21 protein-coding genes are annotated in these 26,242 nt (G+C 59.8%); 7 read left to right on the forward strand and 14 right to left on the reverse strand.

The genetic code is table 11. From position 1 onward, the window contains the following. Window positions 1-262 precede the first annotated feature (262 nt). The 8 genes from dnaE to OP500_RS04865 form a co-directional block, all read right to left on the reverse strand. Complete coding sequence (gene dnaE, locus OP500_RS04830) at window positions 263-3,709, reverse strand: DNA polymerase III subunit alpha (RefSeq protein ID WP_274070357.1); 3,447 nt, start codon at window positions 3,707-3,709, stop codon at window positions 263-265. Between the two features lie 293 nt (window positions 3,710-4,002). Next, complete coding sequence (locus OP500_RS04835) at window positions 4,003-4,740, reverse strand: endonuclease/exonuclease/phosphatase family protein (protein ID WP_274070358.1); 738 nt, start codon at window positions 4,738-4,740, stop codon at window positions 4,003-4,005. Window positions 4,741-4,919: 179 nt separating this feature from the next. Beyond that, the gene (locus OP500_RS04840; protein WP_274070359.1) at window positions 4,920-5,750 is read right to left on the reverse strand and encodes a transporter substrate-binding domain-containing protein; all 831 of its coding nucleotides are present in this window, start codon (window positions 5,748-5,750) and stop codon (window positions 4,920-4,922) included. Window positions 5,751-6,195: 445 nt separating this feature from the next. After that, complete coding sequence (oppF, locus tag OP500_RS04845; protein WP_274070360.1) at window positions 6,196-7,200, reverse strand: murein tripeptide/oligopeptide ABC transporter ATP binding protein OppF; 1,005 nt, start codon at window positions 7,198-7,200, stop codon at window positions 6,196-6,198. Further along, on the reverse strand, window positions 7,197-8,213 hold the full coding sequence (gene oppD / locus OP500_RS04850; RefSeq protein ID WP_274070361.1) for an oligopeptide ABC transporter ATP-binding protein OppD: 1,017 nt from the start codon (window positions 8,211-8,213) through the stop codon (window positions 7,197-7,199). Before oppD ends, oppF begins: the two co-directional genes overlap by 4 nt. Before the next feature lie 37 nt (window positions 8,214-8,250). After that, entirely contained in the window at window positions 8,251-9,156 is a 906-nt protein-coding gene (oppC, locus tag OP500_RS04855) for an oligopeptide ABC transporter permease OppC (RefSeq protein ID WP_238748049.1), read from the reverse strand. A gap of 113 nt (window positions 9,157-9,269) precedes the next feature. After that, a complete protein-coding gene (oppB, locus tag OP500_RS04860; RefSeq protein WP_238748050.1) occupies window positions 9,270-10,193 on the reverse strand; it encodes an oligopeptide ABC transporter permease OppB in 924 nt (307 codons plus the stop codon). A gap of 101 nt (window positions 10,194-10,294) precedes the next feature. Beyond that, window positions 10,295-11,932: an ABC transporter substrate-binding protein gene (locus OP500_RS04865; protein ID WP_238748053.1), complete on the reverse strand. Its 1,638-nt coding sequence runs from the start codon at window positions 11,930-11,932 to the stop codon at window positions 10,295-10,297. A 385-nt stretch (window positions 11,933-12,317) separates the two neighbouring features. On the opposite strand from OP500_RS04865, the gene fba reads away from it, so the two are divergent. Further along, window positions 12,318-13,382, forward strand: a complete 1,065-nt coding sequence (gene fba, locus OP500_RS04870) for a class II fructose-bisphosphate aldolase (RefSeq protein WP_238748055.1) — start codon at window positions 12,318-12,320, stop codon at window positions 13,380-13,382. A gap of 202 nt (window positions 13,383-13,584) precedes the next feature. On the opposite strand, the gene OP500_RS04875 is transcribed toward fba, so the two are convergent. Continuing rightward, on the reverse strand, window positions 13,585-13,992 hold the full coding sequence (locus OP500_RS04875) for a bacteriohemerythrin (protein WP_238748058.1): 408 nt from the start codon (window positions 13,990-13,992) through the stop codon (window positions 13,585-13,587). Between the two features lie 339 nt (window positions 13,993-14,331). On the opposite strand from OP500_RS04875, the gene OP500_RS04880 reads away from it, so the two are divergent. From OP500_RS04880 to OP500_RS04895, 4 genes are all read left to right on the forward strand, one after another. Further along, a complete protein-coding gene (locus OP500_RS04880) occupies window positions 14,332-14,604 on the forward strand; it encodes an oxidative damage protection protein (RefSeq protein WP_238748060.1) in 273 nt (90 codons plus the stop codon). 178 nt (window positions 14,605-14,782) lie between these two features. Further along, window positions 14,783-15,019 carry an acyl carrier protein gene (gene acpP / locus OP500_RS04885; protein ID WP_238748062.1) on the forward strand — a complete coding sequence of 79 codons (237 nt, stop codon included), beginning with the start codon at window positions 14,783-14,785 and terminating at the stop codon, window positions 15,017-15,019. 124 nt (window positions 15,020-15,143) lie between these two features. Then, a complete protein-coding gene (gene fabF, locus OP500_RS04890) occupies window positions 15,144-16,391 on the forward strand; it encodes a beta-ketoacyl-ACP synthase II (RefSeq protein WP_274070362.1) in 1,248 nt (415 codons plus the stop codon). Window positions 16,392-16,683: 292 nt separating this feature from the next. Beyond that, complete coding sequence (locus OP500_RS04895; RefSeq protein WP_238748064.1) at window positions 16,684-18,234, forward strand: L-lactate permease; 1,551 nt, start codon at window positions 16,684-16,686, stop codon at window positions 18,232-18,234. Between the two features lie 301 nt (window positions 18,235-18,535). Here OP500_RS04895 and OP500_RS04900 read toward each other — a convergent pair whose 3' ends face one another. From OP500_RS04900 to OP500_RS04920, 5 genes are all read right to left on the reverse strand, one after another. Next, window positions 18,536-20,731: a RelA/SpoT family protein gene (locus tag OP500_RS04900; RefSeq protein ID WP_238748065.1), complete on the reverse strand. Its 2,196-nt coding sequence runs from the start codon at window positions 20,729-20,731 to the stop codon at window positions 18,536-18,538. A 141-nt stretch (window positions 20,732-20,872) separates the two neighbouring features. Further along, the gene (locus OP500_RS04905; RefSeq protein WP_238748066.1) at window positions 20,873-21,325 is read right to left on the reverse strand and encodes a DUF6636 domain-containing protein; all 453 of its coding nucleotides are present in this window, start codon (window positions 21,323-21,325) and stop codon (window positions 20,873-20,875) included. Window positions 21,326-21,536: 211 nt separating this feature from the next. Next, a complete protein-coding gene (waaA, locus tag OP500_RS04910; RefSeq protein ID WP_274070363.1) occupies window positions 21,537-22,817 on the reverse strand; it encodes a lipid IV(A) 3-deoxy-D-manno-octulosonic acid transferase in 1,281 nt (426 codons plus the stop codon). 187 nt (window positions 22,818-23,004) lie between these two features. After that, window positions 23,005-23,586: an azurin gene (gene azu, locus OP500_RS04915; protein ID WP_238748068.1), complete on the reverse strand. Its 582-nt coding sequence runs from the start codon at window positions 23,584-23,586 to the stop codon at window positions 23,005-23,007. 228 nt (window positions 23,587-23,814) lie between these two features. Beyond that, on the reverse strand, window positions 23,815-24,234 hold the full coding sequence (locus OP500_RS04920) for a DciA family protein (RefSeq protein WP_238748070.1): 420 nt from the start codon (window positions 24,232-24,234) through the stop codon (window positions 23,815-23,817). A gap of 174 nt (window positions 24,235-24,408) precedes the next feature. Between OP500_RS04920 and OP500_RS04925 the strand changes: the two genes are divergently transcribed. Both OP500_RS04925 and OP500_RS04930 read left to right on the forward strand, forming a co-directional pair. Continuing rightward, complete coding sequence (locus tag OP500_RS04925) at window positions 24,409-25,383, forward strand: alpha/beta hydrolase (RefSeq protein ID WP_274070364.1); 975 nt, start codon at window positions 24,409-24,411, stop codon at window positions 25,381-25,383. A gap of 92 nt (window positions 25,384-25,475) precedes the next feature. Next, a complete protein-coding gene (locus OP500_RS04930) occupies window positions 25,476-26,171 on the forward strand; it encodes a hypothetical protein (RefSeq protein WP_238748072.1) in 696 nt (231 codons plus the stop codon). Window positions 26,172-26,242: the final 71 nt, after the last annotated feature.

Below are 26,242 nucleotides of genomic sequence, written 5' to 3' on the forward strand. Positions count from 1 at the left end.
TGCCTGATTATCAGGTATCCGGGGAGGATTAAGGGGGTATTTGGGTAAAATCAGGAGTGATTTGGGGCGAAAACAGCTGAAAACCTGTGTTTGGGTTCCGGCTGTCAGCGAAAAGGTGAAGAGAGGTATTTTGCAAAGGTCTCTACCTGCCTAATCTGCTTCCTGTTTCAGGCTGCCGGTGATATTCGCAGCAGCCTGAAATACAAAAAGCAGCCTGAAAGCCGTTTGTGTGGCTTTCAGGCTGCTTTTTTCAGGCTGCCGTTTAGCGGTCGATCTGCACGGCGCGGTTGCCGAGCAGGGTTTCCAGGGCGGCGAGCAGTTCGGGGCTGGGGGCGGTGCGCCATTGGGCGGCGGGCATCAGGCTGCCGGCGGCGTGGCGGTTGCGGTAGTTCAGGCGCACGGGGATGCGGCGCTCGGCGGCGGGGTCAGTGTGCGGGCGCAGCAGTTCGGCCAGGGCGGCGATGTCGTGGTGCGGCTCCAGATGCAGGGTCAGGGCGGCGGCATAGTGGCAGCGCGCCTGGTTGAGCGTGAGTACGCTGTTGGCGTGGATGCGCAAGCCGCCTTCGCTGCTGAAGGTGTCGGCGGAGATGCGGCAGTCGCACACCAGTATCTGGTCGCTTTTGAGTGTTTCGCGCGGCAGCTCGTCGAGCAGTTCGCCGGCAACGGTTACTTCGGCTTTGCCGCTGTCGTCTTCGAGCTGGATAAAGACGACGCGGCCGCGCTTGCCCATGATGCTGCGGATGCCGGTGGCAAAGCCGGCCACGCGCACGCTGCCTTCTTGCGGGCGCAGTTGGGCGAGCGGGGTTTTGGCCAGTTCGCGCACTTCGCCGGCGTAGGGCGAGAAGGGGTGGCCGGAAAGGTAAAAGCCGACGGCCTGCTTTTCTTCGGCCAGCTGTTCGGCTTCGCTCCACGGGGCGTGGGGAACGAACGTGAGCGCTTCGATGGCGTCTTCGACCATATCGAACAGCCCGCCCTGGTTGGCGTTGTCGGCTTTTTGTTCGGCATGGTTCATGGCCAGTTCGACGTTGGCCAACAGCATGGCGCGGTTGGGCTCGATGCTGTCGAAGGCGCCGCCGCGGATCAGGGCTTCGATGGTGCGGCGGTTGACGTGCTGCTTGCCGACGCGCTCGCAAAAGTCGAACAGGTCTTTGAATTTTCCGCCGGCCTTGCGGGCGGCAACGATGTCGGCAACAGCGGCTTCGCCGGTGCCTTTGATGGCGCCGAGCGCGTAGCGGATGTGTTTTTGGCCGTCGGGTACGAAACGGTAGTCGGATTCGTTGATGTCGGGCGGCAGGAAGGTGATGCCGTTCAGGCTGCTTTGGGCGTCGTCGAAAAAGACTTTGAGCTGGTCGGTGTTGTCCAGTTCGCTGGACATGGTGGCGGCGATGAATTCGGCGGGATAGTGGGCTTTGAGCCAGGCGGTCTGATAGGAAATCAGGGCATAGGCGGCGGCGTGGGATTTGTTGAAGCCGTAGCCGGCGAATTTTTCCATATAGTCGAAGATTTCGTCGGCTTTGGCGCGGGAGATGCCTTGTTTGGCGGCGCCTTCGGCGAAGATTTCGCGGTGCTTGACCATCTCTTCGGGCTTTTTCTTGCCCATCGCGCGGCGCAGCAGGTCGGCGCCGCCGAGCGAGTAGCCGCCGATAATCTGCGCGGCCTGCATCACCTGCTCCTGGTAAACCATAATGCCGTAAGTCGGCTCCAAAACCGGCTCCAGCAGCGGGTGGATATAGGCGAATTTCTCGCCTTTCATGCGGGCGACGAAATCGGGGATGTTGTCCATCGGCCCCGGGCGGTAGAGCGACACAAAGGCGATCAGTTCTTCAAACTTGGTGGTGTGGGCAGTTTTCAGCATCCGCTTCATGCCGCTGGATTCAAACTGGAAAACGGCGGTGGTGTTGGCGTCGCGGAAAATCTGGTAGGCCGCCTGATCGTCGAGCGGGATGGCGGCCACATCGACGGCATCGCCGGTGGTGGCGCGGATATTGTCCTGCGCCATTTCGATAATGGTCAGGTTGCGCAGGCCGAGAAAGTCGAATTTCACCAGGCCGATGTCTTCGATGTCGCCCTTGTCGTACATCGATACCGGCGACGACGACGCATCGGCCTGATACACCGGACTGAAATCGGAAATCTTGCCCGGTGCGATCAATACGCCGCCGGCGTGCATACCCAGGCCGCGCGTCAGGTCTTCGAGTTTTTGCGCCAGCACCATCAGCTCGTCCGCTTCCTCGGCTTCGATCAGCTCGCGGATCTGCGGTTCGGCTTCCATCGCTTTTTCCAGGCTCAGCGGCTTGTTGGCTTCCAACGGAATCAGCTTGGACAATCTGTCGCACAGCGAAAAGGGCAGATCGAGCACGCGGCCGACGTCGCGGATCACCGCTTTGGACGACAGCGTGCCGAAGGTGACAATCTGGCTCACCGCCTGGGCGCCGTATTTTTCGCGCACATATTCGATCACGCGGCCGCGATTGGACTGGCAGAAGTCGATATCGAAGTCGGGCATCGACACCCGCTCGGGATTGAGAAAACGCTCGAACAGCAGCGCGTATTTCAGCGGGTCGAGATCGGTGATTTTCAGCGAATAGGCCACCAGCGAGCCGGCGCCCGAGCCGCGTCCCGGGCCGACAGGGCAGCCGTTTTGCTTCGCCCAGTTGATAAAGTCCTGCACGATCAGGAAGTAGCCCGGAAACTGCATCTGGATGATGATGCCCAGCTCGAAATCCAGCCGCGCCTGATATTCCGGCATTTTCGCCGCGCGTTCGGACTCGTCGGGATACAGCTGCGCCATGCGCTCCTGCAGGCCTTCGTTGGAGAGTTTGGTCAGATAGTCGTCCAAACTCATGCCCTCGGGCGTGGGAAACAGCGGCAGGAAGTTTTTGCCCAAAGTGAGCGTGAGATTGCAGCGCTTGGCGATTTCCAGCGTGTTGGCCAGCGCCTCGGGCACGTCGGCAAAGCGTTCGGCCACTTCCTGCGGCGTGGCGAAATACTGGCTGCGCGCGAATTCCTGCGGCCGTTTTTTGTCGGCCAGCGTCCAGCCGCCGGCAATGCACACCCGCGCTTCGTGGGCGGTGAAGTCTTCGCGCGCCACAAACTGTGCCGGATGGGTCGCCACCACCGGCAAATCCATTTCCTGCGCCAGTTTCAGGCTGCCTGAAACCGCCGTTTCCCATTCCGGCTTTTCCGGCAGGCGCTGCAATTCCAGATAAAAGGCATCGGGAAACAGCGCGGCATAACGGCGGGCGGCGGCGGCGGCTTTTTCAGGCTGCCCCAGCATCAGCTGCGCGCCCACTTCGCCCAGATGTGCGCCGGACAGGCACAGCAGCCCGCTGTTGTCGCCGGCTTCCAGCCATTCGGGCTGCAAACAGGCCGGCTCGCTGCGGGCGGCATCGGTGTAGGCGGCGGTTAAGAGTTCGCTCAGGCGCACATAGCCGGCGTGGTTGCGGATCAGCAAAAGCGCACGGTAGGGCGCTTCGGGGCGGTCGGGATTGGCGATGCGCACGTCCGCGCCCATCAGCGGCTTGATGCCCGCGCCCATGCAGGTTTTGTAGAACTTCACCAGCCCGAACACGTTCATCAGGTCGGTGAGTCCCAGCGCCGGACTGCCGTCGGCGGCGGCGCGTTTGACCAGGTCTTTGATGCGGATAATGCCGTCGGTAATCGAAAATTCGCTGTGGGCGCGCAGGGGGATGTAGCGGGGAGCGGACATGGCAGGCAGCCTGAAAAACAAAGGCGCGATTCTAACACAGCCCCGCCGCCGCCCCGCCTTTCAGGCTGCCTTTGCCCCGCGTGCCGGCAGCCTGAAAAACGGCGGCTGCGGCCGGATACAGGCAGCCTGAAAGCGGCGCCGCCTGCCGGTGTAAAACGGGGGCATTGCGGTTTTCAGGCTGCCGCGGAGAACGGCACAGCCGGCACGCTTCACAGCAGAAAGCAGCCTGAAAGCACGATTGCGGCTTTCAGGCTGCTTTGGGGATGCGGCAGGCTGCTGCTTTCAGGCTGCCGTTAAATATCGCCACCGACTGCGGTTTCCACCAGTACCGCCACCGGCAGATGGTCGGATGCGACAAATAATTGCGGCAGGCCGTGGCCGTTCAGGCTGCCTTTGAGAAAGATATGGTCGAGCGCCTGCGTCGGCCGCCAGCTGGGATAGGTGGGCAGACAACCTTTGATGTGGCGGTAGCCGTGGGCGGTGAGCACCGAAAGCTGGCGCGCCTGCGGCGGGCAGTTGAAGTCGCCCAGCAGGCACACGCGGCGGTAGGGCGACAGGGCTTGGCGGATGTGGCGCAGCTGGCGGTATTGGTCGAGCCGGCCGAGGCTGAGATGGACGTTGGCGACCACGATTTCATCGTCGCCCCGGCCGATGGCGGCGGCGAGCATGCCGCGGCCGGGAATGCGCGAGGGCAGCGGCACGTTGCACACTTCGCGCAGCGGCTGTTTCGACAAAATCAGATTGCCGTGCAGCGACAGCTTGCCGACGGCGCGGTTGGTCTGAGCGACATAATGGCTGAACGGCGTGGCATCGAGCAGCTGGCGCACCTGGCTTTTGAAGCCGTTGCGCAGGCCGCCGAGATCGATTTCCTGCAGGCAGACCACGTCAAACGCGCTGATATAGGCGGCGATGCGCGAGAGCGTGCGCTCTTTGGCGGCGCCGGGCAGCACTTGGCGGTGCAGGCGGGTGAGGTAGCTGAGATAGCTGTCGGCGGCGATGGCAGCCTGAATGTTGTAGCTGAGAATACGCATGGCGGGCAGTCGGGCAAAAAGGGACGGCGGCAACGATACCGATACGGTCAGCACGCAGGGTACCAAATAATAGGGCGCCGCACATGCCGTTTTGCCGGCACGGCGGGCAAAAAGCAGCCTGAAAACGGATTATCCCGCTTTCAGGCTGCTTTATCAGGCAAAACAGGCTTTCAGGCTGCCTATTTCACGCTGACGTCTTCGCCGAAAAACTGCTCGCCGAGTTTCTTCAGCGTGCCGTCCTGCTGCAGCTCTTTCATCGCCGCATTGATTTTCGCCAGCGCTTCATCGTTGCCCTTGTTGATTACCAGTCCGGCGCCGAGCTTCTCTTCAGACGGCGTGCGCCATACCGATTTCAGGCCGGAGTTGGGGGTTTTCTTCAGGTAGTCCAAGAGCGAGAGTTCGTCGTTCAGCGTAATCTCCGCGCGCTTTTGCTGCACGATCAGCAGCCCCTGCGCCATGGTGTCGGTGTGGACGATGTCGGCGCCCATTTTCTGCGCGACTTCGTCGTAGTTGGACGAGAGCATCACCGCGGTTTTCACGCCCTTGATGTCTTCGAGCTTGGCAATCGGCGCGTGGTCGGTGCGGGCGACAATCATCTTGCCGCTCCAGCTGTAGGGCTCGGCCTTGTCAAACGTCGCCTGGCGCTCAGGCGTGGTCAGCGCCACCTGGTTGGCCACCAGATCGAAGCGCCCCGCTTTCAGGCCGGCCATCATCGCATCCCACGGCGTTTCCTTAAATTCGACCTGCACCCCCAACTTGGCGGCAACCGCGCGGGTAACTTCGACATCGTAGCCGGTGAGCTTGCCGTCCTGATCGTGGTAGGTAAAGGGCGCGTAAGTGCCCATGGTGCCGACCAGCAGGGTTTCTTTATTGTTGATTTTGTTTATCAGGCTGCCGGCCGCGGCTTCAGGCTGCGGCGCGCTGCTTGGCGCGGGGGCGCCGTTTTCCTGACTGCAGGCGGCAAGACCCAGCGCCAGCGCGGCAGCCAACAGAACTTTTTTCAGCATCATGCTCTCCTTCACGGTAAAAGGGCGGGATTGTAAAGGCCGGTGCCCGCCGGATATAGAACTTTCGGCGCTATGCTTCAGAACGCGGCCTGTTTTTTTCAGGCTGCCTGTGCCGTTTGAATAAAGGCAGCCTGAAAGCAAGCATAGGCAACTAGTGCTTTCGCTTATAAACGACCGTTTGGTTGTTGAACGAAATGGCTTTCTGGCTGACCAAATACTGCACCAGCCCTTGAGTTTCGGTTTCGATATCAAAGGAAAAAGCAGCCTGAAACGGTTTTAGTAGTGTGCGGATGCTGCTTTGCAGGGTAGCCAGTTTTTTTGGATGGTTGGGCAGCAAGCGTAGGTTGGGTCAAGACCCAACCTGCCTTACTAGAAAGCAGCCTGAAAAACAAAGGCAGCCTGAAAACCGTTTTTGCGGGCTTTCAGGCTGCTTTTTACCATCCGTACTTTAGCGCTGGGCAATCTCGGGGACGCGGTTTTTCAGGCAGGCGGCTTGGTGGATGTCGTTGCCGACCATGGCCGGCTTGCTTTCGGCACATTCGCTGTCGGCAATCGGGCAGCGGGTGCGGAAGACGCAGCCTGAAGGGGGATTGATGGGGCTGGGCAGATCGCCGGGCAAAAGCTGGATGACTTTGCTGCGCTCGGCATCGGGATCGGGCAGCGGTACGGCGGACATCAGCGCCTGGGTGTAGGGGTGGGTGGGGTGGTCGTACACGGCGCTGTCGGTGCCAAGCTCGATGGCGTTGCCCAGGTACATGACCAGCACGCGGTCGGAAATGTGTTTGACCACGGAAAGGTCGTGGGCGATGAAAATCAGCGCCAGCCCCATTTCTTTTTGCACCTGCTTGAGCAGGTTGACCACCTGTGCCTGAATGGAAACGTCGAGCGCGGACACCGGCTCGTCGCAGATAATCAGCTTGGGCTGCAGGATCAGGGCGCGGGCGATGCCGATGCGCTGGCACTGGCCGCCGGAAAATTCGTGTGGGTAGCGGTTGATCTGGCTGCGCAGCAGGCCGACTTTTTCCATCATGACATACACGCGCTGCTGGACTTCTTCGTCGCTGAGATTGGGATAGTAGGTGCGCAGCGGCTCGGCGATGATGCGGCCGACGCTCATGCGGGGATTGAGCGAGGCCAGCGGGTCTTGGAAGATCATCTGGATGTCTTTGCGCTTGAGCCGCATGGCTTTGGGCGACAGGCCGACCAGCTCTTCGCCGTCAAACAAAATGCTGCCGGAGCGGGCTTTGACCAGGCCGATAATGGTGCGGGCAAGGGTGGATTTGCCGCAGCCGGATTCGCCGACCACGCCGAGGGTTTCGCCGGCTTTGAGATCGAAAGACACGCCGTTGACGGCTTTGAGGGTGGCGGGTTTTTGCCAGAACATCGCGCCGTCGCGCTTGATGTTGAAGTGGGTTTGCACGTCGCGTACTTGCAATAGGGGCTGGCTGCTCATCGTGCGGCTCCTTCCTGAACGACTGCGGGTTCGATGGCGATGTTGTGGTGCGGGTGTTCCCAATGGCAGGCGCGCTGGCGGTCGTTGGGCAGGAATTTGAGTTCGGGCGGGGTGGTGCGGCAGATGTCCATCACATAGCTGCAGCGCTCTTGGAAGGGGCAGCCCTGCGGCAGGCGCAGCAGGTTGGGCGGGTTGCCGGGGATGGTTTTGAGTTCGGCTTCGTTACCGTCCAGCCGCGGCACGGCGCCGAGCAGGCCGATGGTGTAGGGATGGGTGGGGTGGTAGAAGATTTCGTGGGTGGGGCCGTAGGCCATGGTGCGGCCGGCGTACATCACCAGCACGCGGTCGCAGATGCCGGCCACCACGCCCAAATCGTGGGTAATCATAATGATGGTGGTGTTGAAGTCGCGTTTGAGCTCGTTCAGCAGCGCCATAATCTGTGCCTGCACGGTTACGTCGAGCGCGGTGGTGGGTTCGTCGGCAATCAGCAGGCGCGGACGGCACAGCAGCGCCATCGCAATCATTACGCGCTGGCGCATGCCGCCGGAAAATTCGTGCGGATACATGCCGATGCGTTTTTTCGCTTCGGGAATTTTGACCGCATCGAGCATTTTCAGCGATTCTGCCCAGGCGTCGGACTTGCTCATGCCTTTGTGCAGGCGCAGCACTTCGGCCAACTGGTCGCCGACGCGCATATAGGGATTGAGCGAGGTCATCGGGTCTTGGAAAATCATGGCGATCTGTTCGGCGCGGATTTTGTTCAGCTCTTTGGCGGGCAGGCCGAGAATCTCGCGGCCGTCGTACTGCACCGAACCGGAGGTGATGCCGTTTTTCGCCAGCAGCCCCATGATGGCGAAGGCGGTTTGCGATTTGCCGGAACCGGATTCGCCGACGATACCGAGGGTTTCGCCCTGACGCAGCGCGAAGTTGAGATTGTTGACGGCGGTAACCTGGCCGTCTTCGGTTTTGAACTGCACGCGCAAATCGCGTACTTGCAGCAGTGGTGTGTCCATAGTTTTTTTCCGTTTGTTTCAGGCAGCCTGAAAATACTCAGCGGTCTTTCGGGTCGAGGGCGTCGCGCAGGCCGTCGCCGATGAAGTTAAAGCAAAACAACGTGGTAACCAGAAAGGCGGAGGGCACCAGCAACAGCCACGGCGCTACCTGCATGGTCTGCGCGCCTTCCTGCAGCAGCGCGCCCCAACTGGTCATCGGCTCCTGCACGCCCAAGCCGAGGAAGCTGAGAAAGGATTCGAACATAATCATGCCGGGCACCAGCAGCGAGGCATACACCACTACCACGCCCAGCACGTTGGGCACGATGTGGCGCAGCACGATATTGACGTCGGACACGCCGCAAACGTGCGCCGCTTCGATAAATTCCTTGCGCTTGAGGCCGAGGGTCTGGCCGCGGACGATACGGGCGATGTCCAGCCACGACACCATGCCGATGGCGACGAAAATCAGGATCAGGTTGCGGCCGAAGAAAGTAACCAGCAGGATCACGAAAAACATAAACGGGAAGGCACCGAGAATTTCCAGCCAGCGCATCATCAGGGTATCGACCTTGCCGCCCAGATAGCCGGATACCGCGCCGTACACGGTGCCGACCACCACCGCCACCAGCGCGCCGGCCAGGCCGACCATCAGCGAAATGCGCCCGCCGATGGCCACACGCACCAAAAGGTCGCGGCCGAGGGTGTCGGTGCCCAGATAGTGTTTGGTTTCTACTGACGGGGCAATCTGCATATTGCTCCAGTCGGGATCGGCGTAATTGAAGCCGGAAAACAGCGGTACGAAGATTACGAACAGGGTAATCAGCGCGACGATTAACACGCTGGCCAGCGCGGCCTTGTTGCGTTTGAAACGGCGCCAGGCGTCCTGCCACAGGCTGCGGCCTTTGATTTCGGCTTCCGCCGCCATCTGCTCAACGGCTTCGGTTTGTTTCTTGCTCAACATAGCAAAATGGTTCCTTGATTGCGGTATGGGTATTTTTCAGGCTGCCTGCGGCGGCGCAGCGCTTTGGGACAGCATCGGGCTGGCGCAAAGGCTGCACGGCGGCGGGCAGGGATTTAGTCGATGCGGATTTTGGGATCGATCATCGCGTACAGGATGTCGACCACCGCATTAAAGAGAATGGTCAGGACGCCGACGAGAATGGTCAGGCCGAGTACCATTCCGTAGTCGCGGTTCAGCGCGCCGTTGACAAACAGCTGGCCGATACCGGGCAGGCCGAAGATGGTCTCGATGACAATCGCGCCGGTGATGATGCCCACGAAAGCCGGGCCGAGATAGGAAATCACCGGCAGCATCGCGGGGCGCAGGGCGTGCTTGAGCACGATATAGGGAGTGGACAGGCCTTTGGCGCGGGCGGTGCGGATAAACGGGCTGTTCATCACTTCAATCATCGAACCGCGCATAATCCGCGAAATGCCGGCGATATACGACAGCGACAGCACAAACACCGGCAGCACCATATTCTGCACCGCGCCGCCGTTCCAGCCGCCGGCCGGAAACCATTTGAGCATCACGGCAAACACCAGCACCATCAGCGGGCCTTTGACGAAGCTGGGCACGACCACGCCGGTCATCGCCAGCGCCATGGTGCCGTAGTCGAGAAAGCTGTTTTGCTTGAGCGCGGCGAAAATGCCCAGCAGCATGCCGACAATTACGGCAATGATGAAGGCGTACACGCCGACTTCCAAAGACACCGGCAGCGCCTGCGCCAAAAGCTCGTTGACCGAGTAGTCCTTGTATTTGAAGGACGGCCCCAAATCTCCGTGCGCCAGCTGTTTGAGATAGTTGAGATACTGAAGCCAGATGGGGTCGTTCAGATGGTATTTGGCTTCGATATTCGCCAGAACGGCGGGCGGCAGGTTACGCTCGCCGGTAAAGGGACTGCCAGGCGCCAGCCGCATCACGAAGAAGGACACGGTAATCAGCACCAGCATGGTTGGAATGGCTTCCAAGAAGCGGCGGAGAATCAGTTTCAGCATAGCGGTAGTGTTTGTGAAGTTTATTATGGGAAAACGGTTTTCAGGCTGCCTGAACAGCCTGAAACCTTTTTCCTTATTGGGAGAAGCTCAAGCGGCGGCGGTCAGTGTTTCATCACTTTCCAGTCTTTTGCCTGCCAGTAGTTCAGCGGGTCGCGGTCGGAATAGCCGCTCAGATAGGGTTTGACCAAACGGGCGCTCACATAGTGGTAGGCGAAAATCGACGCGCTGTCTTTGTCGAGCTCAGCTTCGGCCTTGTGATAAAGCTCGGCGCGCTCTTCGCTGCTGACGCCGGGTGCCAGCGTCCGGCGCATCAAATCGTCATAAGCCGGGCTGTTGTAGCGGCCGTAGTTGCTGCTGTTGTTGGACTTGAACACGTTAAGGAAGGCCGACGGTTCGTTGTAGTCGCCGCACCAGCCGGAGCGCGCCATTTGGAATTTGCCGTTGCGCTTGCCGTCGAGATAAGTTTTCCATTCCTGGTTGTTGAGTTCGGCTTCGACAAAACCGAGATTCTCTTTCCACAGCGCGGCGACGGCGACAGCGTTTTTCTTATGGTTTTCGTTGGTGTTGTAGAGAATTTCAAACTTCAGCGGCTTCTCGGCGCTGTAGCCGGCTTCCTGCAGCAGTTTTTTCGCTTCTTCCAAGCGCTTGGCCTTATCCCAGGCTTTCCAGTCCGGCACATAGTCTTTCATGCCCTGGGTGGCGGTCGGTGTCAGCTGGTAGGCCGGCGCTTCGCCGCGGCCGACAATTTTCTCGACAAACAGCTCGCGGTCGAAAGCCAGCGACAGCGCGCGGCGCACTTTCGGATTGTCAAACGGCGCCTGGCGGTGGTTGAACTCGTAATAATAGGTGCAAAGATAGGGGGAGATTTTCATCTGATCGCCCATTTCTTCTTTCAGCTGCTTGAACTGGTCGCTGGGCAGATCGTTGTAAGTCATATCGATTTCGCCCGCCTTAAAGCGGTTGACATCGGTAATCGGCGAAGAAATCGGCAAAACGGTCAGGCGGCTGATGCTGTTGTCGGCGTTACCGAAAAATTTATCGTTGCGCTCGAGCACGATTTTTTCGTTGACCACCCACTCGGCAATACGCAAAGGGCCGCTGCCGACGAAGTTTTCAGGCAGAGTCCACTTGCTGCCGTGCTTTTCCACTACTTTGGCATTAACCGGACGGGTGGAGCTGTGCACCAGCATATCGGGGAAATACGGTACCGGCGAAGACAGGGTGATTTGCAGGGTTTTGGCATCCAGCGCCTTTACGCCCAGCTCTTCCGGTTTGGCTTTGCCGTTGGCGATTTCTTCGGCGTTTTTCACTTTGGCATCGCCCAGATAGGAAGCGTAGGGCGAAGCGGTCAGCGGATCGACCACGCGGCGCATGCTGTAAACAAAATCATCGGCGGTAATCGGATCGCCGTTACTCCATTGCGCCTCGCGCAGGTGGAACACCCAAGTCTGGTTGTCGGCAGATTCCCATTTTTCCGCCAGCGCGGGAACGGTTTTGCCGTCGGGATCGGTGCCTGTCAGACCGACCAGCAGTTGGTTGAGAATATTGCTTTCGGGCACGCCGGAAGATTTGTGCGGGTCGAGCGTTTCCGGCTCGGCGCCGTTATTGACCACAATTTCCTGCTTTTCGGCCGGTTCGTTGCTCACCTGTATGGGTTTTTGCGCGGCAGGTTCGCCGCTGCAGGCGGCAAGCGCCGCGCCCAGCCCCAAGGCCAGCCAGATTCGATATGCTTGGTTCACTTGAATACCATCCTTTCAGCTATTTTTCTTTTGCCCCCGAGCCCGAAAGCGCGGAGGGAGGGTGGCGGCAGCTTTCAGGCTGCCTTTACGATACGCCGCGTGCGTAGCCGGCTGATAATTCAAAAAAAATACCGCAGACTACAGGCAATAAAAAAACGGCGGCCGCTACCATGCGGTCGCGGCTGCGTATCTTTAAAAAAATTTACGCTATTGTCAAGCAAGTTTACGCGGATAAAAGTAAAAAAACTGAATCAGCTATCGTTTTCAGGCTGCCTGCGCCCTTGGTTTGCCTTTGGCGCTGCTGATATAATCGCGCGCTTCATTACATAGCGTTACAGTTATATCGCTAATTACCCGTACTGCTTACAACAGGAGCACCCGCTTTATGGCACTCGTTTCAATGCGCCAGCTGCTCGACCACGCCGCCGAACACAGCTACGGCCTGCCCGCCTTCAACGTCAACAATCTCGAACAGATGCGCGCCATTATGGAAGCCGCCGATGCGGTAAACGCGCCCGTAATCGTGCAGGCTTCGGCCGGCGCGCGCAAATACGCCGGCGCGCCCTTTCTGCGCCACCTGATTCTCGCAGCGGTGGAAGAGTTCCCGCATATTCCGGTGGTGATGCACCAAGACCATGGCGCTTCGCCCGATGTGTGCCAGCGCTCCATCCAGCTCGGTTTCAGCTCGGTGATGATGGACGGCTCGCTACTGGCCGACGGCAAAACCCCGTCCAGCTACGAATACAATGTCGATGTAACCCGCACGGTAGTCAATTTCTCCCATGCCTGCGGCGTGTCGGTGGAAGGCGAAATCGGCGTATTAGGCAATCTGGAAACCGGCGAAGCGGGCGAAGAAGACGGCGTCGGCGCAGTCGGCAAGCTCTCTCACGACCAAATGCTCACCAGCGTGGAAGACGCCGTGCGTTTTGTGAAAGACACCGGCGTCGATGCGCTGGCGATTGCCGTCGGCACCAGCCACGGCGCCTACAAATTCACCCGCCCGCCCACCGGCGACGTGCTGCGCATCGACCGCATCAAAGAAATCCACGAAGCGCTGCCCAACACCCACATCGTAATGCACGGCTCCAGCTCCGTTCCCCAAGAATGGCTCAAAGTGATTAACGAATACGGCGGCAGCATCGGCGAAACCTACGGCGTGCCGGTGGAAGAAATCGTCGAAGGCATCAAATACGGCGTGCGCAAAGTCAATATCGACACCGACCTGCGCCTGGCATCCACTGGCGCCATCCGCCGCTTTATGGCCGAAAACCCGTCGGAATTCGACCCGCGCAAATACCTGGCCAAAACCGTGTCAGCAATGAAGGACATCTGCATCGCCCGCTACTTAGCCTTCGGCTGCGAAGGCCAAGCCGGCAAAATCAAGCCGGTATCGCTGGAAAAAATGGCCGAACGCTATGCCAAAGGCGAGCTGGCACAGATTGTGAAATAAAGCCCGATTCATACGGCAAAAGGCAGCCTGAAAACCTTTCAGGCTGCCTTTTCAAACGCCACCCACCGCACGCAGCCGGCTTTTTCGTCATCACCGGCGCAATAACGGCGGTCGGCCGGGATACAAAGCGGGAACGCTCAAACAATAAAGCAGCCTGAAAACCCCAATCATGGTTTTCAGGCTGCTTTTATCGGATAGCGGCTTAACGGCGCACGCCGGATTTTTTCACACAGTCGATATAGCCGTGGTCGTTCAGACGGATGTGGCGGAACAACCAGCCGTCGAGCAGGTTCAGCATTTCGGCTACGGCTTCGTTGTCGCCGTTTTCATAGCGGCTTTGGAAATCAACCATCTTGGTAACGAAGTTTTGGTGTACTTTTTTGTGCGGCTCCAGCATCGGATACTGGGCTTCGGCAAGCATCTGCTCTTCCAGGCCGAAATGCACACCGGCGTAGTCGATTACGCCTTGGATTTCGTTCAAAATCTGTTCGCGATCGCCGGTTTCGTTGACATCGTAGAGTTTGTTGATGTGGTCAACCAGGATTTTGTGCTGCTCGTCGATGTCGTCAAAGCCGGTGTCCAGATCGGCAGTCCAGAAAATAAAAGACATAATAAATGCTCCTTCAAGGGGTTGTGGGTGTGCGCAACGGCCGCTGCTGCGGCTGTTGCGGGGATATGCGCCCTTAGAAGCAATTTCAGCGCCTTTACCCGTAATACGGCAACAATCATTGACTTACGTCAAGTTTCACCCCTACCAAGCGCAAGCGCATACGCAAAAAGCAGCCTAAAAAGCAAAAAATCAAGAATAAACAATATAATATATACTCACTCTCATTTATTTCGGCTCAATTTCGGCACCTATGTGCCAAAGTTCGGCGCATGACGGCTACGGCAAATTTTGCTAATATGCGCGCCGGTTTCCACACATTCCTCTTTAGGAGAACACCAAATGAGCCGCATGGTACATTGCGTCAAACTCGGCAAAGAAGCCGAAGGCATGAAATTCCCGCCGCTGCCCAACGAACTGGGCAAGCGCATTTTCGAAAACGTTTCCCAAGAAGCATGGGACGCTTGGACGCGCCACCAAACCATGCTCATCAACGAAAACCGTCTCAGCCTGGCCGACCCCCGAGCCCGCCAGTATCTGGCGCAGCAGATGGAAAACTACTTTTTCGGCGACGGCGCCGATGCGGTTGCCGGCTACGTTCCCATCAGCGAATAACACGGCGCACAGGCAGCCTGAAAAGATTTTTCGGCCAAGAGTAGCCAAAATCGCATAATTGCGTTTAAAATCGCGCAGCATCAATTATAGGTAAAAAGCTCTAGGCGTTCGCCGCCGCAGCGATACTTCCCTAATTTTCCCGCCGCAAGGCTTAGTTTTCATTTTAAGGACTACACAAATGTCAGACATCCAACAAAAAGTCATCAGCATCGTTGCCGAGCAACTGGGCGTTCAAGAAGCCGACATCAAACCCGAATCTTCCTTTGAAGACGACCTGGGTGCCGATTCTCTGGACGTGGTTGAACTGGTAATGGCTCTGGAAGAAGCTTTCGGCTGCGAAATTCCCGACGAAGAAGCCGAAAAAATCAGAACCGTTCAGGCCGCGATCGACTACATCAAAGCGCACCAGGCCTAATTTCGCCGCACTTACGCCACAGCCTCTGATTAAGGATATTCCTGCATCGGAGGCTGTCGCACTCTTGACCGGCACAAAAACCGGCAGCGGCGGCGCATTCTTTACATCACACAGAGAAACACTTATGAATCAAAGACGAGTAGTCATCACAGGCTTGGGACAAGTTTCGCCGGTAGGCAACGATATCCCGAGCGCATGGGACAACCTGCTGGCCGGCAAAAGCGGCATCGGCGCCATTACCCGTTTTGATGCCTCCGATCTCGCCTGCCGGATTGCCGGCGAAGTCAAAGATTTCGACATCAACCAGTACATCGGCCCCAAAGAAGCGCGCCGCATGGACAGCTTCATCCACTACGGCATCGCCGCTGCCCTGCAGGCGGTGGCCGACGCCGGCCTTGACGACTGCCCGACTCTCGACAAAGACCGCGTCGGCGTCAATATCGGCTCCGGCATCGGCGGCCTGCCCTCCATCGAAGAAACCGCCCGCGCCGTTTTTGCCGACGGCCCGCGCAAAATCAACCCCTTCTTCATCCCCGCCTCGCTGATCAACCTGATTTCCGGTCACGTTACCATTCTCAAAGGCTACCGCGGCCCCAGCTACGGCATCGTTTCCGCCTGCACATCCGGCGCCCACGCCATCGGCGATTCCGCCCGCCTGATCAAATACGGCAATGCCGACGTGATGCTGGCCGGCGGCGCCGAAGGCGCGGTATGCACCCTCGGCATCGGCGGTTTTGCCGCGATGAAAGCCCTTTCCACCCGCAACGACGACCCCGCCACCGCCTCCCGCCCGTGGGACAAAGACCGCGACGGCTTCGTGATGGGCGAAGGCTCCGGCGTTCTGGTGCTGGAAGAATTGGAGCACGCCAAAAAACGCGGCGCCAAAATCTATGCCGAGCTGGTCGGCTTCGGCATGAGTTCCGATGCCCACCACATCACCGCCCCCAATGCCGAAGGCCCCGCCCTCGCCCTGCGCCACGCGCTGGCCGACGCCGGCCTGAACGCCGACGAAATCGACTACGTCAACGCCCACGGCACCTCCACACCGCTGGGCGACGCCAACGAAACCAATGCGCTCAAAGCCGTGTTCGGCGAGCATGCCAAAAAACTGGTGGTCAATTCCACCAAATCGATGACCGGCCACCTACTGGGCGCCGCCGGCGGCGTGGAAGCGGTGTACAGCGTGCTGGCGGTTCACCACCAAGTGTCCCCGCCCACCATCAACATCTTCCACCAAGACATCGAAGGCGGCTGCGATTTGGACTACTGCGCCAACCAAGCCCGGCAAATGCCCATCCGCGCCGCAGTTTCCAATTCCTTCGGTTTCGGCGGCACCAACGGCTCGCTGGTGTTCAAACGCTTCGAGTCCTGATAAGCCCGCACCGCGCCAAAAGGCAAACGCCCCCCCCATCCGCATCAGGGGCGTTTTCACTTTCCGGCGATACCAAAAGCAGCCTGAAAACCGCCAATCCGACTTTCAGGCTGCCTTTTTTATACTGCGAGCCAAAGCCGCAGGCAGCCTGAAAAACGGCGGGGCATTGCGGCTCAAGGCCGACTACGTTTTTGCCGGCCGGATATATAGCCCTTAGCCGCAAACAATTCCGGCTATGCGCGGGGCGAAATAAGCTACAATCGCGGCTTTCAACCCGAGGATAAAGAACACCATGAGCATTTTGCTTTCTGTTTTGCCCATTCTGCTGCTGTTGGTGCTGATGATGTGGCTGAAAATGAGCGGCGACAAAAGCGCGCTGCTGGCGCTGGCCGCCGCCGCCCTGGTGGCGGTATTTGCCGTACCGAATATGGACGGCTTCGGCACGCTGCCTAAAAATTATTCCGCCGCCTATGTCGGCTGGGCGTTTGCCGAAGGCGTGCTCAAAGCCGTTTTTCCGATTTTAATCATTATCCTGATGGCGCTGTTCAGCTACAACGTGCTGCTGGAAAGCAAGCAGATTGACGTGATCAAACAGCAATTTATCAGCATCTCCGAAGACAAGCGCCTGCAAGTGCTGCTGATTGTGTGGGGCTTCGGCGGCCTGCTCGAAGGCATGGCGGGCTTTGGCACGGCGGTGGCGATTCCGGCGGCGATTTTGGTCGGGCTGGGTTTCAAGCCCGCCTTTTCCGCGCTGGTTTCGCTGATCGGCAACAGCGTGGCCACCGGCTTCGGCGCGGTGGGCGTGCCGGTGCTGACGCTGGCCAAAGAAGTGTACGGCACCGAAGTGACCGCCGCGCAAACCCATGCCGTGGCGGGCGATACCGTTATCCAGTTGGCGGTATTGATGTTTCTGGTGCCGTTTGTGATTCTGTTTCTTACTGACCGCAGCCGCAAATACCTGATTCCGAATATTATCCTGGCCGCCGTTATCGGCGGGATTTCGCTGGCGGTGCAGTTTGCCGCCGCCTACTTTATCGGCGCGGAAACGCCGGCCATTTTGGGCAGCATCGCCTGCATTATCTTCATCGTGGCCTATGCAAAAATTGCCGAAGGCGGCAAAGGCGGCAGCTTCACTTGGGGGCAGATCGGCAAAGCCTGGGCGGTGTACGGCTTTATCCTGCTGTTTATCATCCTTGCCAGCCCGCTGTCAGGCCCCGTGAGCGGCTTTCTGAAAAGCCATCTGGTGAGCAAAATCCACCTGCCGATCTACGCCGAAGGCAAAACCTTCAACTTCGGCTGGCTCTCCAATGCCGGCCTGATGCTGTTTCTCGGCGCCTTTATCGGCGGCCTGGTGCAGGGCGTGAAAGCCGGTAAGCTGATGGCGATTCTGGGCGCCACCACGCTGAAAATGAAAGCATCAGCCACCACCATCATCAGCCTGGTGGCCATGAGCGCGATTATGAGCCACAGCGGCATGATCAACGTGATTGCCAACGCACTGGTTGCCGCCACCGGCGGGCTGTATCCGCTGTTTGCCCCGCTGGTGGGCGCCATCGGCACCTTCGCCACCGGCAGCGACACTTCGTCCAATATCCTGTTCGGCAAACTGCAGGCCACCGTGGCCGACCAGATCGGCGTGGACAAAAGCTGGCTGGCCGCCGCCAACACCGCCGGTGCCACCGGCGGCAAGATTGTTTCGCCGCAGAGCATCGCCATCGCCGCCGCCGCCATCGACCAGCAAGGCCAGGAAGGCAGCTTCCTGCGCTCCGCCATCCCCTATGCCCTGGCCTATGTGGCGATTGCCGGGATTATGGTGTACTGCTTCGGCTGGCTGGCGCTGTAGTTCGGCCGCATAAAAAGGCAGCCTGAAAACGGAAAATACGTTTTCAGGCTGCCTTGTTTTTTCAGGCTGCTTCAAAAATCAGCGTAGTTGAGATTACAAACCCAAGCCGGCTTTACTTTTGCCAAACACCCAATTTCCCGCCCGACGCCATTCCCGCGCAGGCGGGAATCTTGTCGGAATTTCAGCAATGGTTTGTTTTTTCAAATATTTTCAAATACCGAGCAAGATTCCCGCCTGCGCGGGAATGACGTTGTTTGGTGAGATTGGGGCGGGAAAAGGTTTCAGGCTGCCTTTTGCTTTTTCACAGCCGCGCCACGCTGATTACGCCCTTAATCTCGCCCAGCGCCGCCAGTACGCGCGGCAGGTCGTTTACCTGTTTGACTTCCAGCGTGAAGCGCATGCTGGCTTCCAGGTTGCGGCTTTGGGTTTGCACGGCGGTTACGTTGGTTTTGTGGCGCGAGAGCGTTTCGGAAACGTCGCGCAGCAGGCCGTTTCGGTCTTGGGCGCGGATTTCGATGTCGATGGCGAACACTTGGCTGCCGTCGTGCTGCGCCGCCCATTCGGCGGCCATCACTTTTTCAGGCTGCGTGGCGGCCAGATGCTCGAAAGACGGGCAGCCGCGCCGGTGTACGGAAATGCCCCGGTCGCGGGTAACGAAGCCGACGATGGCGTCAGGCGGCGCGGGTTTGCAGCATTTGGCCAGCGTGGTGAGCAGGCCGGCTTCGCCGTCCACCAGGATGCCGTTTTTGCGGCCTTGGCTGATTTTGGATTTTTTGACGATGCTGATCTCGCTCACCGGCTCTTTTGGCGTTTCGTCCAGGGCGCCGGCGGCTTTTTGCACGGCGCGGGGGGTGATTTCGCCCTGGCCGAGTGCGGTGTAAAGCTCGTCGGTGCTTTTGAAGCCGAGTTTTTCGCACAGTTGCTGGTAATTGGGCTTGCTGCCGAGCTTGGCGATGGTTTTTTCAAACTGGCTGCGGCCTTCTTCACGCACGGCGTCGGCGTTTTGCTGGCGGATGTAGGCGCGGATTTTGGCGATGGCGCGTGAAGATTTGACCCAGCCTTCGTAGAGCCAGTTTACCGACGGCGCGCCTTCTTTGGCGGCGATGATTTCGACGCGCTGGCCGTTTTCCAGCGGGGTGGAGAGCGGCACGATCTGGCCGTCCACTTTGGCGCCGCGGCAGCGGTTGCCCAAATCGCTGTGCAGGGCGTAGGCAAAGTCGATGGGGGTGGCGCCGGCGGGCAGGGAAAACACTTTGCCGTGCGGGCTCAGTACGTAGATGGTGTCGTTGAACAGCTCGGTTTTGAAGGCGGCGGCCAGATCTTCTTTGCCGCTTTCGGCCATGTTTTCACGCCAGTCGAGCAGCTGGCGCAGCCAGGCGATTTTCTGCTCGTAGGCCGAATCGCCTTTGCCGCCTTCTTTGTAGCGCCAGTGCGCGGCCACGCCGAATTCGTTGTACTGGTGCATTTCTTTGGTGCGGATCTGCACTTCGATGCCCTTGTCTTCAGGGCCGACGATCACGGTATGCAGCGATTTGTAGCCGTTGCCTTTGGGATTGGCGATGTAGTCGTCAAACTCGCCGGGAATCGGCTGCCACAGGCTGTGGACGATACCCAGCACGGTGTAGCACTCCGGCACGGTGCCCACCAGCACGCGCACGGCGCGGATGTCGAACAGGCCGTCGAAATCGAGCTTTTTCTTCACCATCTTTTTGTAGATGGAATAGATGTGTTTGGGGCGGCCGGCAACGTCGTAATCGCGGATGCCGTGCGCCGCCAGCTCGGCTTTCAGGCTGCCTAAAAAGGCGTCGATGTATTGCAGGCGCTCGTCGCGCTTTTCATCGAGCAGCTTGGCAATGCGGCGGTATTCTTCGGGATTCTGGTGGCGGAAGCCCAAGTCTTCGAGCTGCCATTTGAGCTGCCACACGCCCAGGCGGTTGGCCAGCGGCGCGAAAATATCCAGCGTTTCCTTGGCGGCGGCGCGTTTTTCCGGGCTGTCGGGCACGCTGCCGAGAAACTGCATGGTGCGGGTGCGCAGCGCCAGCGCAATCAGCACCACGCGGATGTCCGACACCATCGCCAGCAGCATCTTGCGCATGGTTTCGGCCTGCGCCGCGCGCTCTTCGGGCGAAGCCAGCGCATCGACGCGGACAAAATGGGTGAGCTTGCGCACTTCGTCGATGCCACGCACCAGCGTGCACACCGTTTTGCCGCAGCATTCGGCCAACTCTTCTTCCCATTGCGGCCAGTGGCGCGGCATATCGGCCAGCACCGTTGCCGCCACCGCGTCGGGCAGCAGATCCATCTGCGCCGCCGTATCCGCCGCCGCCAGAAGGTGCGCGAGCAAAGGCTCGCCGAAAGAAGTCTGCGCGTCGGCCGGATAATGGGCATCCGCCGCCGACAAAGCCGCCAGCAGGCAGCGTTTGTCGTTTTCAGGCTGCCTTGCGGCGTAGTCCAGATAGGCTTGGCGGAAGGTTTCGTATTCAGGTGTGGCGCTCATGGCGGGATTCCGTGGCGGGTAACAGGCAGCCTGAAAACCGGCAGGCAGCCTGAAAAAAGATCGGTTTAGATGGTTAGATTTAACAGTCGCGAACCGCGCCGGCTGCCTGAAAGACGCTCAGGCAGCCTGAAAGATTCGGCATCAGAACAACTGCTGGAGCTTGCTGCTCAGCTTAAAGCCGTGGCCGCTGCGGTTTTTGCACAGCATGCCGTCTTGGTGGCTGGTGCACTGCCAGCCGCGGCCGCGGATGGTTTTGCCATAGGCCAGAGTGGGGCTGCCGGCTTTCATGGAAGTGTCGCCGCGGCAATCGACGGTCGGCCGGCCGTTGGCTTCCAGCGAAAAGCTGTTGCCCCAATCGAGCGGGCATTCTTCAACGCTCGGGCGTTTTTGCTGCGGCCGGATGTTTTCCACGGAATCGCGGATTTCGCAGGTAACGCCCCACCAGCCGTCTTTGCCGAACTCCAGGCGGGAATCGCCGGCACAGTGGATTTTGCCGCTGGGGCTGTTGAAATGGATGCTTTCGCCGGCAGACGCGGCGGCAGACAGGCCGAGCAAAACGGCGGAAAGGGTAAAGGGCAGCAAAATGCGGCGCATGGGGGGTCTCCTTAATAGCTAATAGCGGGTGCCGCAGCAGGCGCGGCGGCAGGCGGGATTCTAGCCCATCGCGGCGGGGCTGCCCAAACTTTGGCGCCCGAAAATGCGGACAGTGGCGGGAAAATGCCTACAAAATGGCTGCCCGCCGCGTTTTTCGCCTGATTTTCGCATTTTTATGGCAAAAAACCGCACCGCAACAGGTTTGGTTTTTTCAGGCTGCCTGAACGCCTTGCCGTTGGCGCAGCGCTTGGGCGACAGCATCGGCGGTTTTGGCGCTGGCGCCGCGGTGGCGGCCGACAAAATCCTGCGCCTGCGCCGCCAGCTCGGCATAGCGCGGCGGCTTGTCCAGCAGCTCGCCGGCCAGCGCGGTTAATTCGTCGGCACTTTGCACCTGCAGGGCAGCGCCGGCGGCCAGCGCGCCTTCGCAGGCAGCCTGAAAATGGTAGGTGGACGGGCCGAACAGCACCGGTTTGCCGCAGGCTAGCGGCTCAATGATGTTCTGGCAGCCGGTATCGACCAGGCTGCCGCCGACAAACGCCAGATCGGCGGCCAGATAGTAGGCAAACATCTCGCCCATGCTGTCGCCGATCCACACTTGGGTGTCGGCGGCAAGCGGCTGCCCGTCGCTGCGCCGCTGCACTTTGAAACCGAGCGCCGCGGCGCTGTCGAAAGCAGCCTGAAAACGCTCGGGGTGGCGCGGCACCAGCACCAGCAGCGCATCGCCGCGGTAGGCGCGCCAGGCTGCAAGGATTTTCGCCGCTTCGTCTTCGTCGCCGTGGGTGCGGGTGCTGGCGGCAACCAATACCGGCCGATCGCCAATCAGGCTGCGAAACGCGGCGGCAACCGCTTCGGCGGCGGGCGGGATTTCAACATCGTATTTGGTGTTGCCGCACACCAGCGGCGCCGGCGCGCCAAGCTCGGCCAGCCGCGCGGCATCGGCTTCAGTTTGGGCAAAGCAGCCTGAAAGCTGCCCCAGCATCGGCGTAACCAGCCGCGAAACTTTGCGGTAGCTGTCAAAAGACTGGGGCGACAGGCGGGCGTTGGCGAGAAACAGCGGCACGTTTTCTTCGCGGCAGCCGTAGAGCAGGTTCGGCCACAATTCGGTTTCCATCAGCACGCCGAAGCGCGGCCGGTGTTCGCGCAGAAAGCGGCGGATCCAGTCGGGGCGGTCGTAGGGCAGATAGCGGCATTGGGCATCGGCAAACAGGCTTTGCGCGGCGGTGCGGCCGGTGGGGGTCATCTGGGTGAGCAGCAGCGGCGCGTCGGGAAAGCGGCGGCGCAGTTCGGCCACCAGCGGCACGGCGGCACGGGTTTCGCCCACCGACACCGCGTGCACCCAGATGGCATCCTGCACGGGATCGGGATAGGCGCCGCCAAAGCGCTCGTTCCAATGCTCGAGATAGGCGGGCGCCTGCTCGGCGCGGCGGCGCAGATAGCGGCGGATCAGCGGGGCGGCGAAATACCATAGGGCGGAATAGAGTTTGCGTAACATGATGGCGGGTGCGGGAAGTTTTCAGGCTGCCTGTTCGGCGGCGGTGGAAAAGGACAAACGGTTTAGCAGGGCGCAAGGCCGTGCGGCGGGCGGATTATATAGCGGATACGGCGCTGCCAGAGCGCAAAAAGGCAGCCTGAAAACGCCGCGCGGGCTTTTCAGGCTGCCTTGGGTTCGGATGCGGGGATTAGTCCACCAGCTTCACGCTGCCTTTCATCACGCCTTCGTGGCCGGGGAAGGAGCAGAAGAATTCATAGTCGCCGTCTTTGCTCAGCTTGGAAGTGTCGAGCTTCAGCGTGGTTTCTTCGCCGCCGCCGATCATGCCGCTATGGGCAAGGATGCGCGGGTCGTCGGCCTGCAGGTAGTCTTTGTCGGCACCGGCTTCGTTGGCGCCTTTGAGAATTTCGGATACGTCGGCGGTTTTGGCGATTACGATGTTGTGGCCCATCGCCGCTTTCTTGGCGGAACCGGTGTGCTTCAGGGTAACGGTGAACTCTTTGCACGAGGCTTTAACGTTGAGTTCTTTCACGTTGTACTGCATGGCGTCGTTGCTTTCCACCACGGTGGCGCACTCGCCGGCAGCCGGAGCGGCGGCTTCGCTGGCAGGAGCGGACGCAGCTTTGCTGGCAGGCGCATCAGATGCGGGCGCGGCTTCGGAAGCCACGGTTTCCTGCGCCGGCGGCGCGGCGGGCTGTTCGGCGGGCTTGTTGTCGCCACAGGCGCTCAAGGCCAGGGCAGCGGCGGCAATCAGGCTCATGTAATATTTCATAACAAACTCCTTAAAACGGTAAAGAAAAGAATGGGAAGCCAAAGGGCGAAACGGCAAAGCGCGTATTATGCGCTCTTTTTTGAAAGCCATTATCAGGTTTTATGCGGGAATGCGTAAAAGGATGTAAATTATCGCCGGCTTGGCGGCGGTTTTTAGCGGATTTCGTGCCGCGGGCGGCGTTGTTTTGGTTTAACCAAAAAGCCGTTTCAGGCAGCCTGAAACGGCAGTTCAGCGGCGGTGGCGTTCGGCCAGCGCGCGCATGGCGGCGGCCAGCTCGGGATGGTGCGCCAGCTCGCCGGCAGTGCGCTCGAAGCAGTCCAACGCCTGCTCGCTGATGTGAAAGTCCTTTTCCGGCGCGGCGGCGGCAGGCTGCGGCCGCGCCTTGATGCTCAGCCCGCTGATGCCGGCATCGGCCTGCTGCAAGCCGGCCAGCAGGCTGCCGGCGAGCATTTTCAGCCGCGCCGCCGCCATCGCGCTGTCGGCATAAACCACCAGGCTGCCTTCGCGCACACAAACAGCATGGCAGTGCGCGGCAACATTGGCCGGCAGAAGGCTTTTGAACAGCGCATCGAGCTGCTGCCAATGGCGCGCGGCATGCAGCAGCCCGCGCAGGTGGGCATCGCGGCCGGCGAGTCGGTCAAGATGCATGAAACAAACCCCTACTGAATAAAACAATGCCGGCAAATTATAGCCGATTGCGCGGCAGGCAGCCTGAAAGCGCGCGGCTAACGCAAAACTGCCAAATCTTGATAATCTTTTGCATTTGTTGCAGAATGCCGTGCTGTTTGTTTTTCAGGCTGCTTTGGCCGACCCGCACACACCATGACTTCACCTTTGAAAAAATACCTTGCCGCCGCCCTATTGCTGCTGCCCTTTGCCGCGCCGGCGGCGCAGCCTGAAAGCCATCCCGCCGCCCAAGTGGGCGCGCAGGAATTTATCTTGCGCGACAGTGCCGGCCTAAAGCGCGAATACCGCATCCAAGTGGCGGCGGTGGGCAAAGCGCCGGCAAGCGGCTATCCGGTGCTGTATGTGCTCGACGGCGACGCGCTGTTTCCGATGGTTACCGGCGCCGCACAAAACATGGTGATGCGGGCAGAAGAGAACAATGCCGTGCCGCTCTTGATTGTCGGCGTCGGCTATCCCAACGGCGAACTTTTTGATTTCGCCGCCCGTGCCGAAGACTACACGCCGCCCTCGGCCGATTACGCGCAAAGCGGCGACCGCATGAGCAAGCGCTTTGGCGGCGGCGAGCATTTCCACCGTTTTCTCACCGGCCGGCTGCGCGACGAAATCGCCGCCCGCTATCCGGTAAACCGCAGCCAGCAATGGCTGATGGGGCACTCCTACGGCGGCCTGTTTACGCTCTACAGCCTGCTCGTCCACCCCGACAGTTTCAACAACTACCTGGCCGCCAGCCCTTCGGTGTGGTGGAACCAGCGCCGCATTCTTGAAAACATCCCGCCCTTTGTCAAAAACGCCGCCAAGCTGAAAAAACAAACCGCCGGCCGCGCGCCGCTGGGGCTGCGCATTACCGTCGGCGAATACGAGCAGACGCTGGTGCCGTGGATGCCGCAGGAAGCCGCGCGCAAAGAGCTTTTGGAAAAACGCGGCATGGTGCGCGACGCCCGCCACATCGCCCAAGAGCTCTCCGCCGTGCCGCCGCAGGTTTTGCACAGCGAATGGAAACTCTATCCGCAGGAAACCCACGCCACCGTGCTGCTGCCGGCGATTAACGACAACCTTAAATGGCTGTTTGCCCGCTGCAAGGCCGATGACACCTGCCGGCCTCAGCCCTGATATTTATTGTTTTTATGGTTTTCAGGCTGCCTGAAACCCAAGCAGCCTGAAAACCGCTCTTCCCCCAACCGCTTTTAACGAAAGGCAAAACCATGAAAAAAACCGCCCTGCTGCTGGCCGCCGCTTTCGGCGCCGCCGCCCTGCCCGCCGCCGCGGCCGATTTCGGCCACGAGCAAACCCTGAGCATCGACGGCAAACCCGCCTATCTGGCCGAAACCTCCGCCCGCGTGCTCGCCAACAAAGACTTCTCCGCCCCCGAGCTGGTGGACGACATCACCGACGGCCTGGGCAAACAAAAAATCCCCGGCTACAAAATCATGGTGATGGGTCGTACCTATTCTGTTACCGCCGAAACCAAACCGCCCAAAGAAGGCCAGACCCAATGGCGCGAAACCGCCTATGTGCACCGCGGCATCAAGCTCTTCATCGGCGTGCCGGTAGTCAAAGGTAAGGCCGACATCGCCCATGCCCGCCTGCTGAACATCGGCGTGGTGGACGATGACGGCGGCTCCGCCCCGCACAGCGCCGAAGACAAAATCCGTCCGGTCGGCAAACAGCTGATGAGCAAAGAAGCCAAAGTCGAAAACCCCGTGCTGCGCATCCGCGAGCTTGAGCTGCCGAACATGAAAAAAGGCGAAGCCAGCGGCGGCGGCGTGAAACTCGAAGCCGAAGCCACCGTCGACGGCAAACACATCCATACCAAGCTCGACAGCACCTTCACCCGCTTTTACACCGCCAAGCCCACCAGCAGCGCGCCCTTCAAGGCCGACGCCCGCTTCGTGAAATAAACCCGCTTGCACCTTTCAGGCTGCCTGTTGCCCGCGCCAAACAGCGCGGATTACAGGCAGCCTGAAAACTC

The sequence above is a fragment of the Kingella sp. SNUBH-2017 genome (assembly GCF_028680565.1).
GTDB lineage: Bacteria > Pseudomonadota > Gammaproteobacteria > Burkholderiales > Neisseriaceae > Kingella_D > Kingella_D pumchi.

What these genes read in the sequence shown, in the direction of transcription:
- dnaE (WP_274070357.1), bottom strand. Translation starts at nt 3,709, where the DNA reads ATGTCCGCTCCCCGCTACATCCCCCTGCGCGCCCACAGCGAATTTTCG.
- OP500_RS04835 (WP_274070358.1), bottom strand. Translation starts at nt 4,740, where the DNA reads ATGCGTATTCTCAGCTACAACATTCAGGCTGCCATCGCCGCCGACAGC.
- OP500_RS04840 (WP_274070359.1), bottom strand. Translation starts at nt 5,750, where the DNA reads ATGATGCTGAAAAAAGTTCTGTTGGCTGCCGCGCTGGCGCTGGGTCTT.
- oppF (WP_274070360.1), bottom strand. Translation starts at nt 7,200, where the DNA reads ATGAGCAGCCAGCCCCTATTGCAAGTACGCGACGTGCAAACCCACTTC.
- oppD (WP_274070361.1), bottom strand. Translation starts at nt 8,213, where the DNA reads ATGGACACACCACTGCTGCAAGTACGCGATTTGCGCGTGCAGTTCAAA.
- oppC (WP_238748049.1), bottom strand. Translation starts at nt 9,156, where the DNA reads ATGTTGAGCAAGAAACAAACCGAAGCCGTTGAGCAGATGGCGGCGGAA.
- oppB (WP_238748050.1), bottom strand. Translation starts at nt 10,193, where the DNA reads ATGCTGAAACTGATTCTCCGCCGCTTCTTGGAAGCCATTCCAACCATG.
- fba (WP_238748055.1), top strand. Translation starts at nt 12,318, where the DNA reads ATGGCACTCGTTTCAATGCGCCAGCTGCTCGACCACGCCGCCGAACAC.
- OP500_RS04875 (WP_238748058.1), bottom strand. Translation starts at nt 13,992, where the DNA reads ATGTCTTTTATTTTCTGGACTGCCGATCTGGACACCGGCTTTGACGAC.
- OP500_RS04880 (WP_238748060.1), top strand. Translation starts at nt 14,332, where the DNA reads ATGAGCCGCATGGTACATTGCGTCAAACTCGGCAAAGAAGCCGAAGGC.
- acpP (WP_238748062.1), top strand. Translation starts at nt 14,783, where the DNA reads ATGTCAGACATCCAACAAAAAGTCATCAGCATCGTTGCCGAGCAACTG.
- fabF (WP_274070362.1), top strand. Translation starts at nt 15,144, where the DNA reads ATGAATCAAAGACGAGTAGTCATCACAGGCTTGGGACAAGTTTCGCCG.
- OP500_RS04895 (WP_238748064.1), top strand. Translation starts at nt 16,684, where the DNA reads ATGAGCATTTTGCTTTCTGTTTTGCCCATTCTGCTGCTGTTGGTGCTG.
- OP500_RS04900 (WP_238748065.1), bottom strand. Translation starts at nt 20,731, where the DNA reads ATGAGCGCCACACCTGAATACGAAACCTTCCGCCAAGCCTATCTGGAC.
- OP500_RS04905 (WP_238748066.1), bottom strand. Translation starts at nt 21,325, where the DNA reads ATGCGCCGCATTTTGCTGCCCTTTACCCTTTCCGCCGTTTTGCTCGGC.
- waaA (WP_274070363.1), bottom strand. Translation starts at nt 22,817, where the DNA reads ATGTTACGCAAACTCTATTCCGCCCTATGGTATTTCGCCGCCCCGCTG.
- azu (WP_238748068.1), bottom strand. Translation starts at nt 23,586, where the DNA reads ATGAAATATTACATGAGCCTGATTGCCGCCGCTGCCCTGGCCTTGAGC.
- OP500_RS04920 (WP_238748070.1), bottom strand. Translation starts at nt 24,234, where the DNA reads ATGCATCTTGACCGACTCGCCGGCCGCGATGCCCACCTGCGCGGGCTG.
- OP500_RS04925 (WP_274070364.1), top strand. Translation starts at nt 24,409, where the DNA reads ATGACTTCACCTTTGAAAAAATACCTTGCCGCCGCCCTATTGCTGCTG.
- OP500_RS04930 (WP_238748072.1), top strand. Translation starts at nt 25,476, where the DNA reads ATGAAAAAAACCGCCCTGCTGCTGGCCGCCGCTTTCGGCGCCGCCGCC.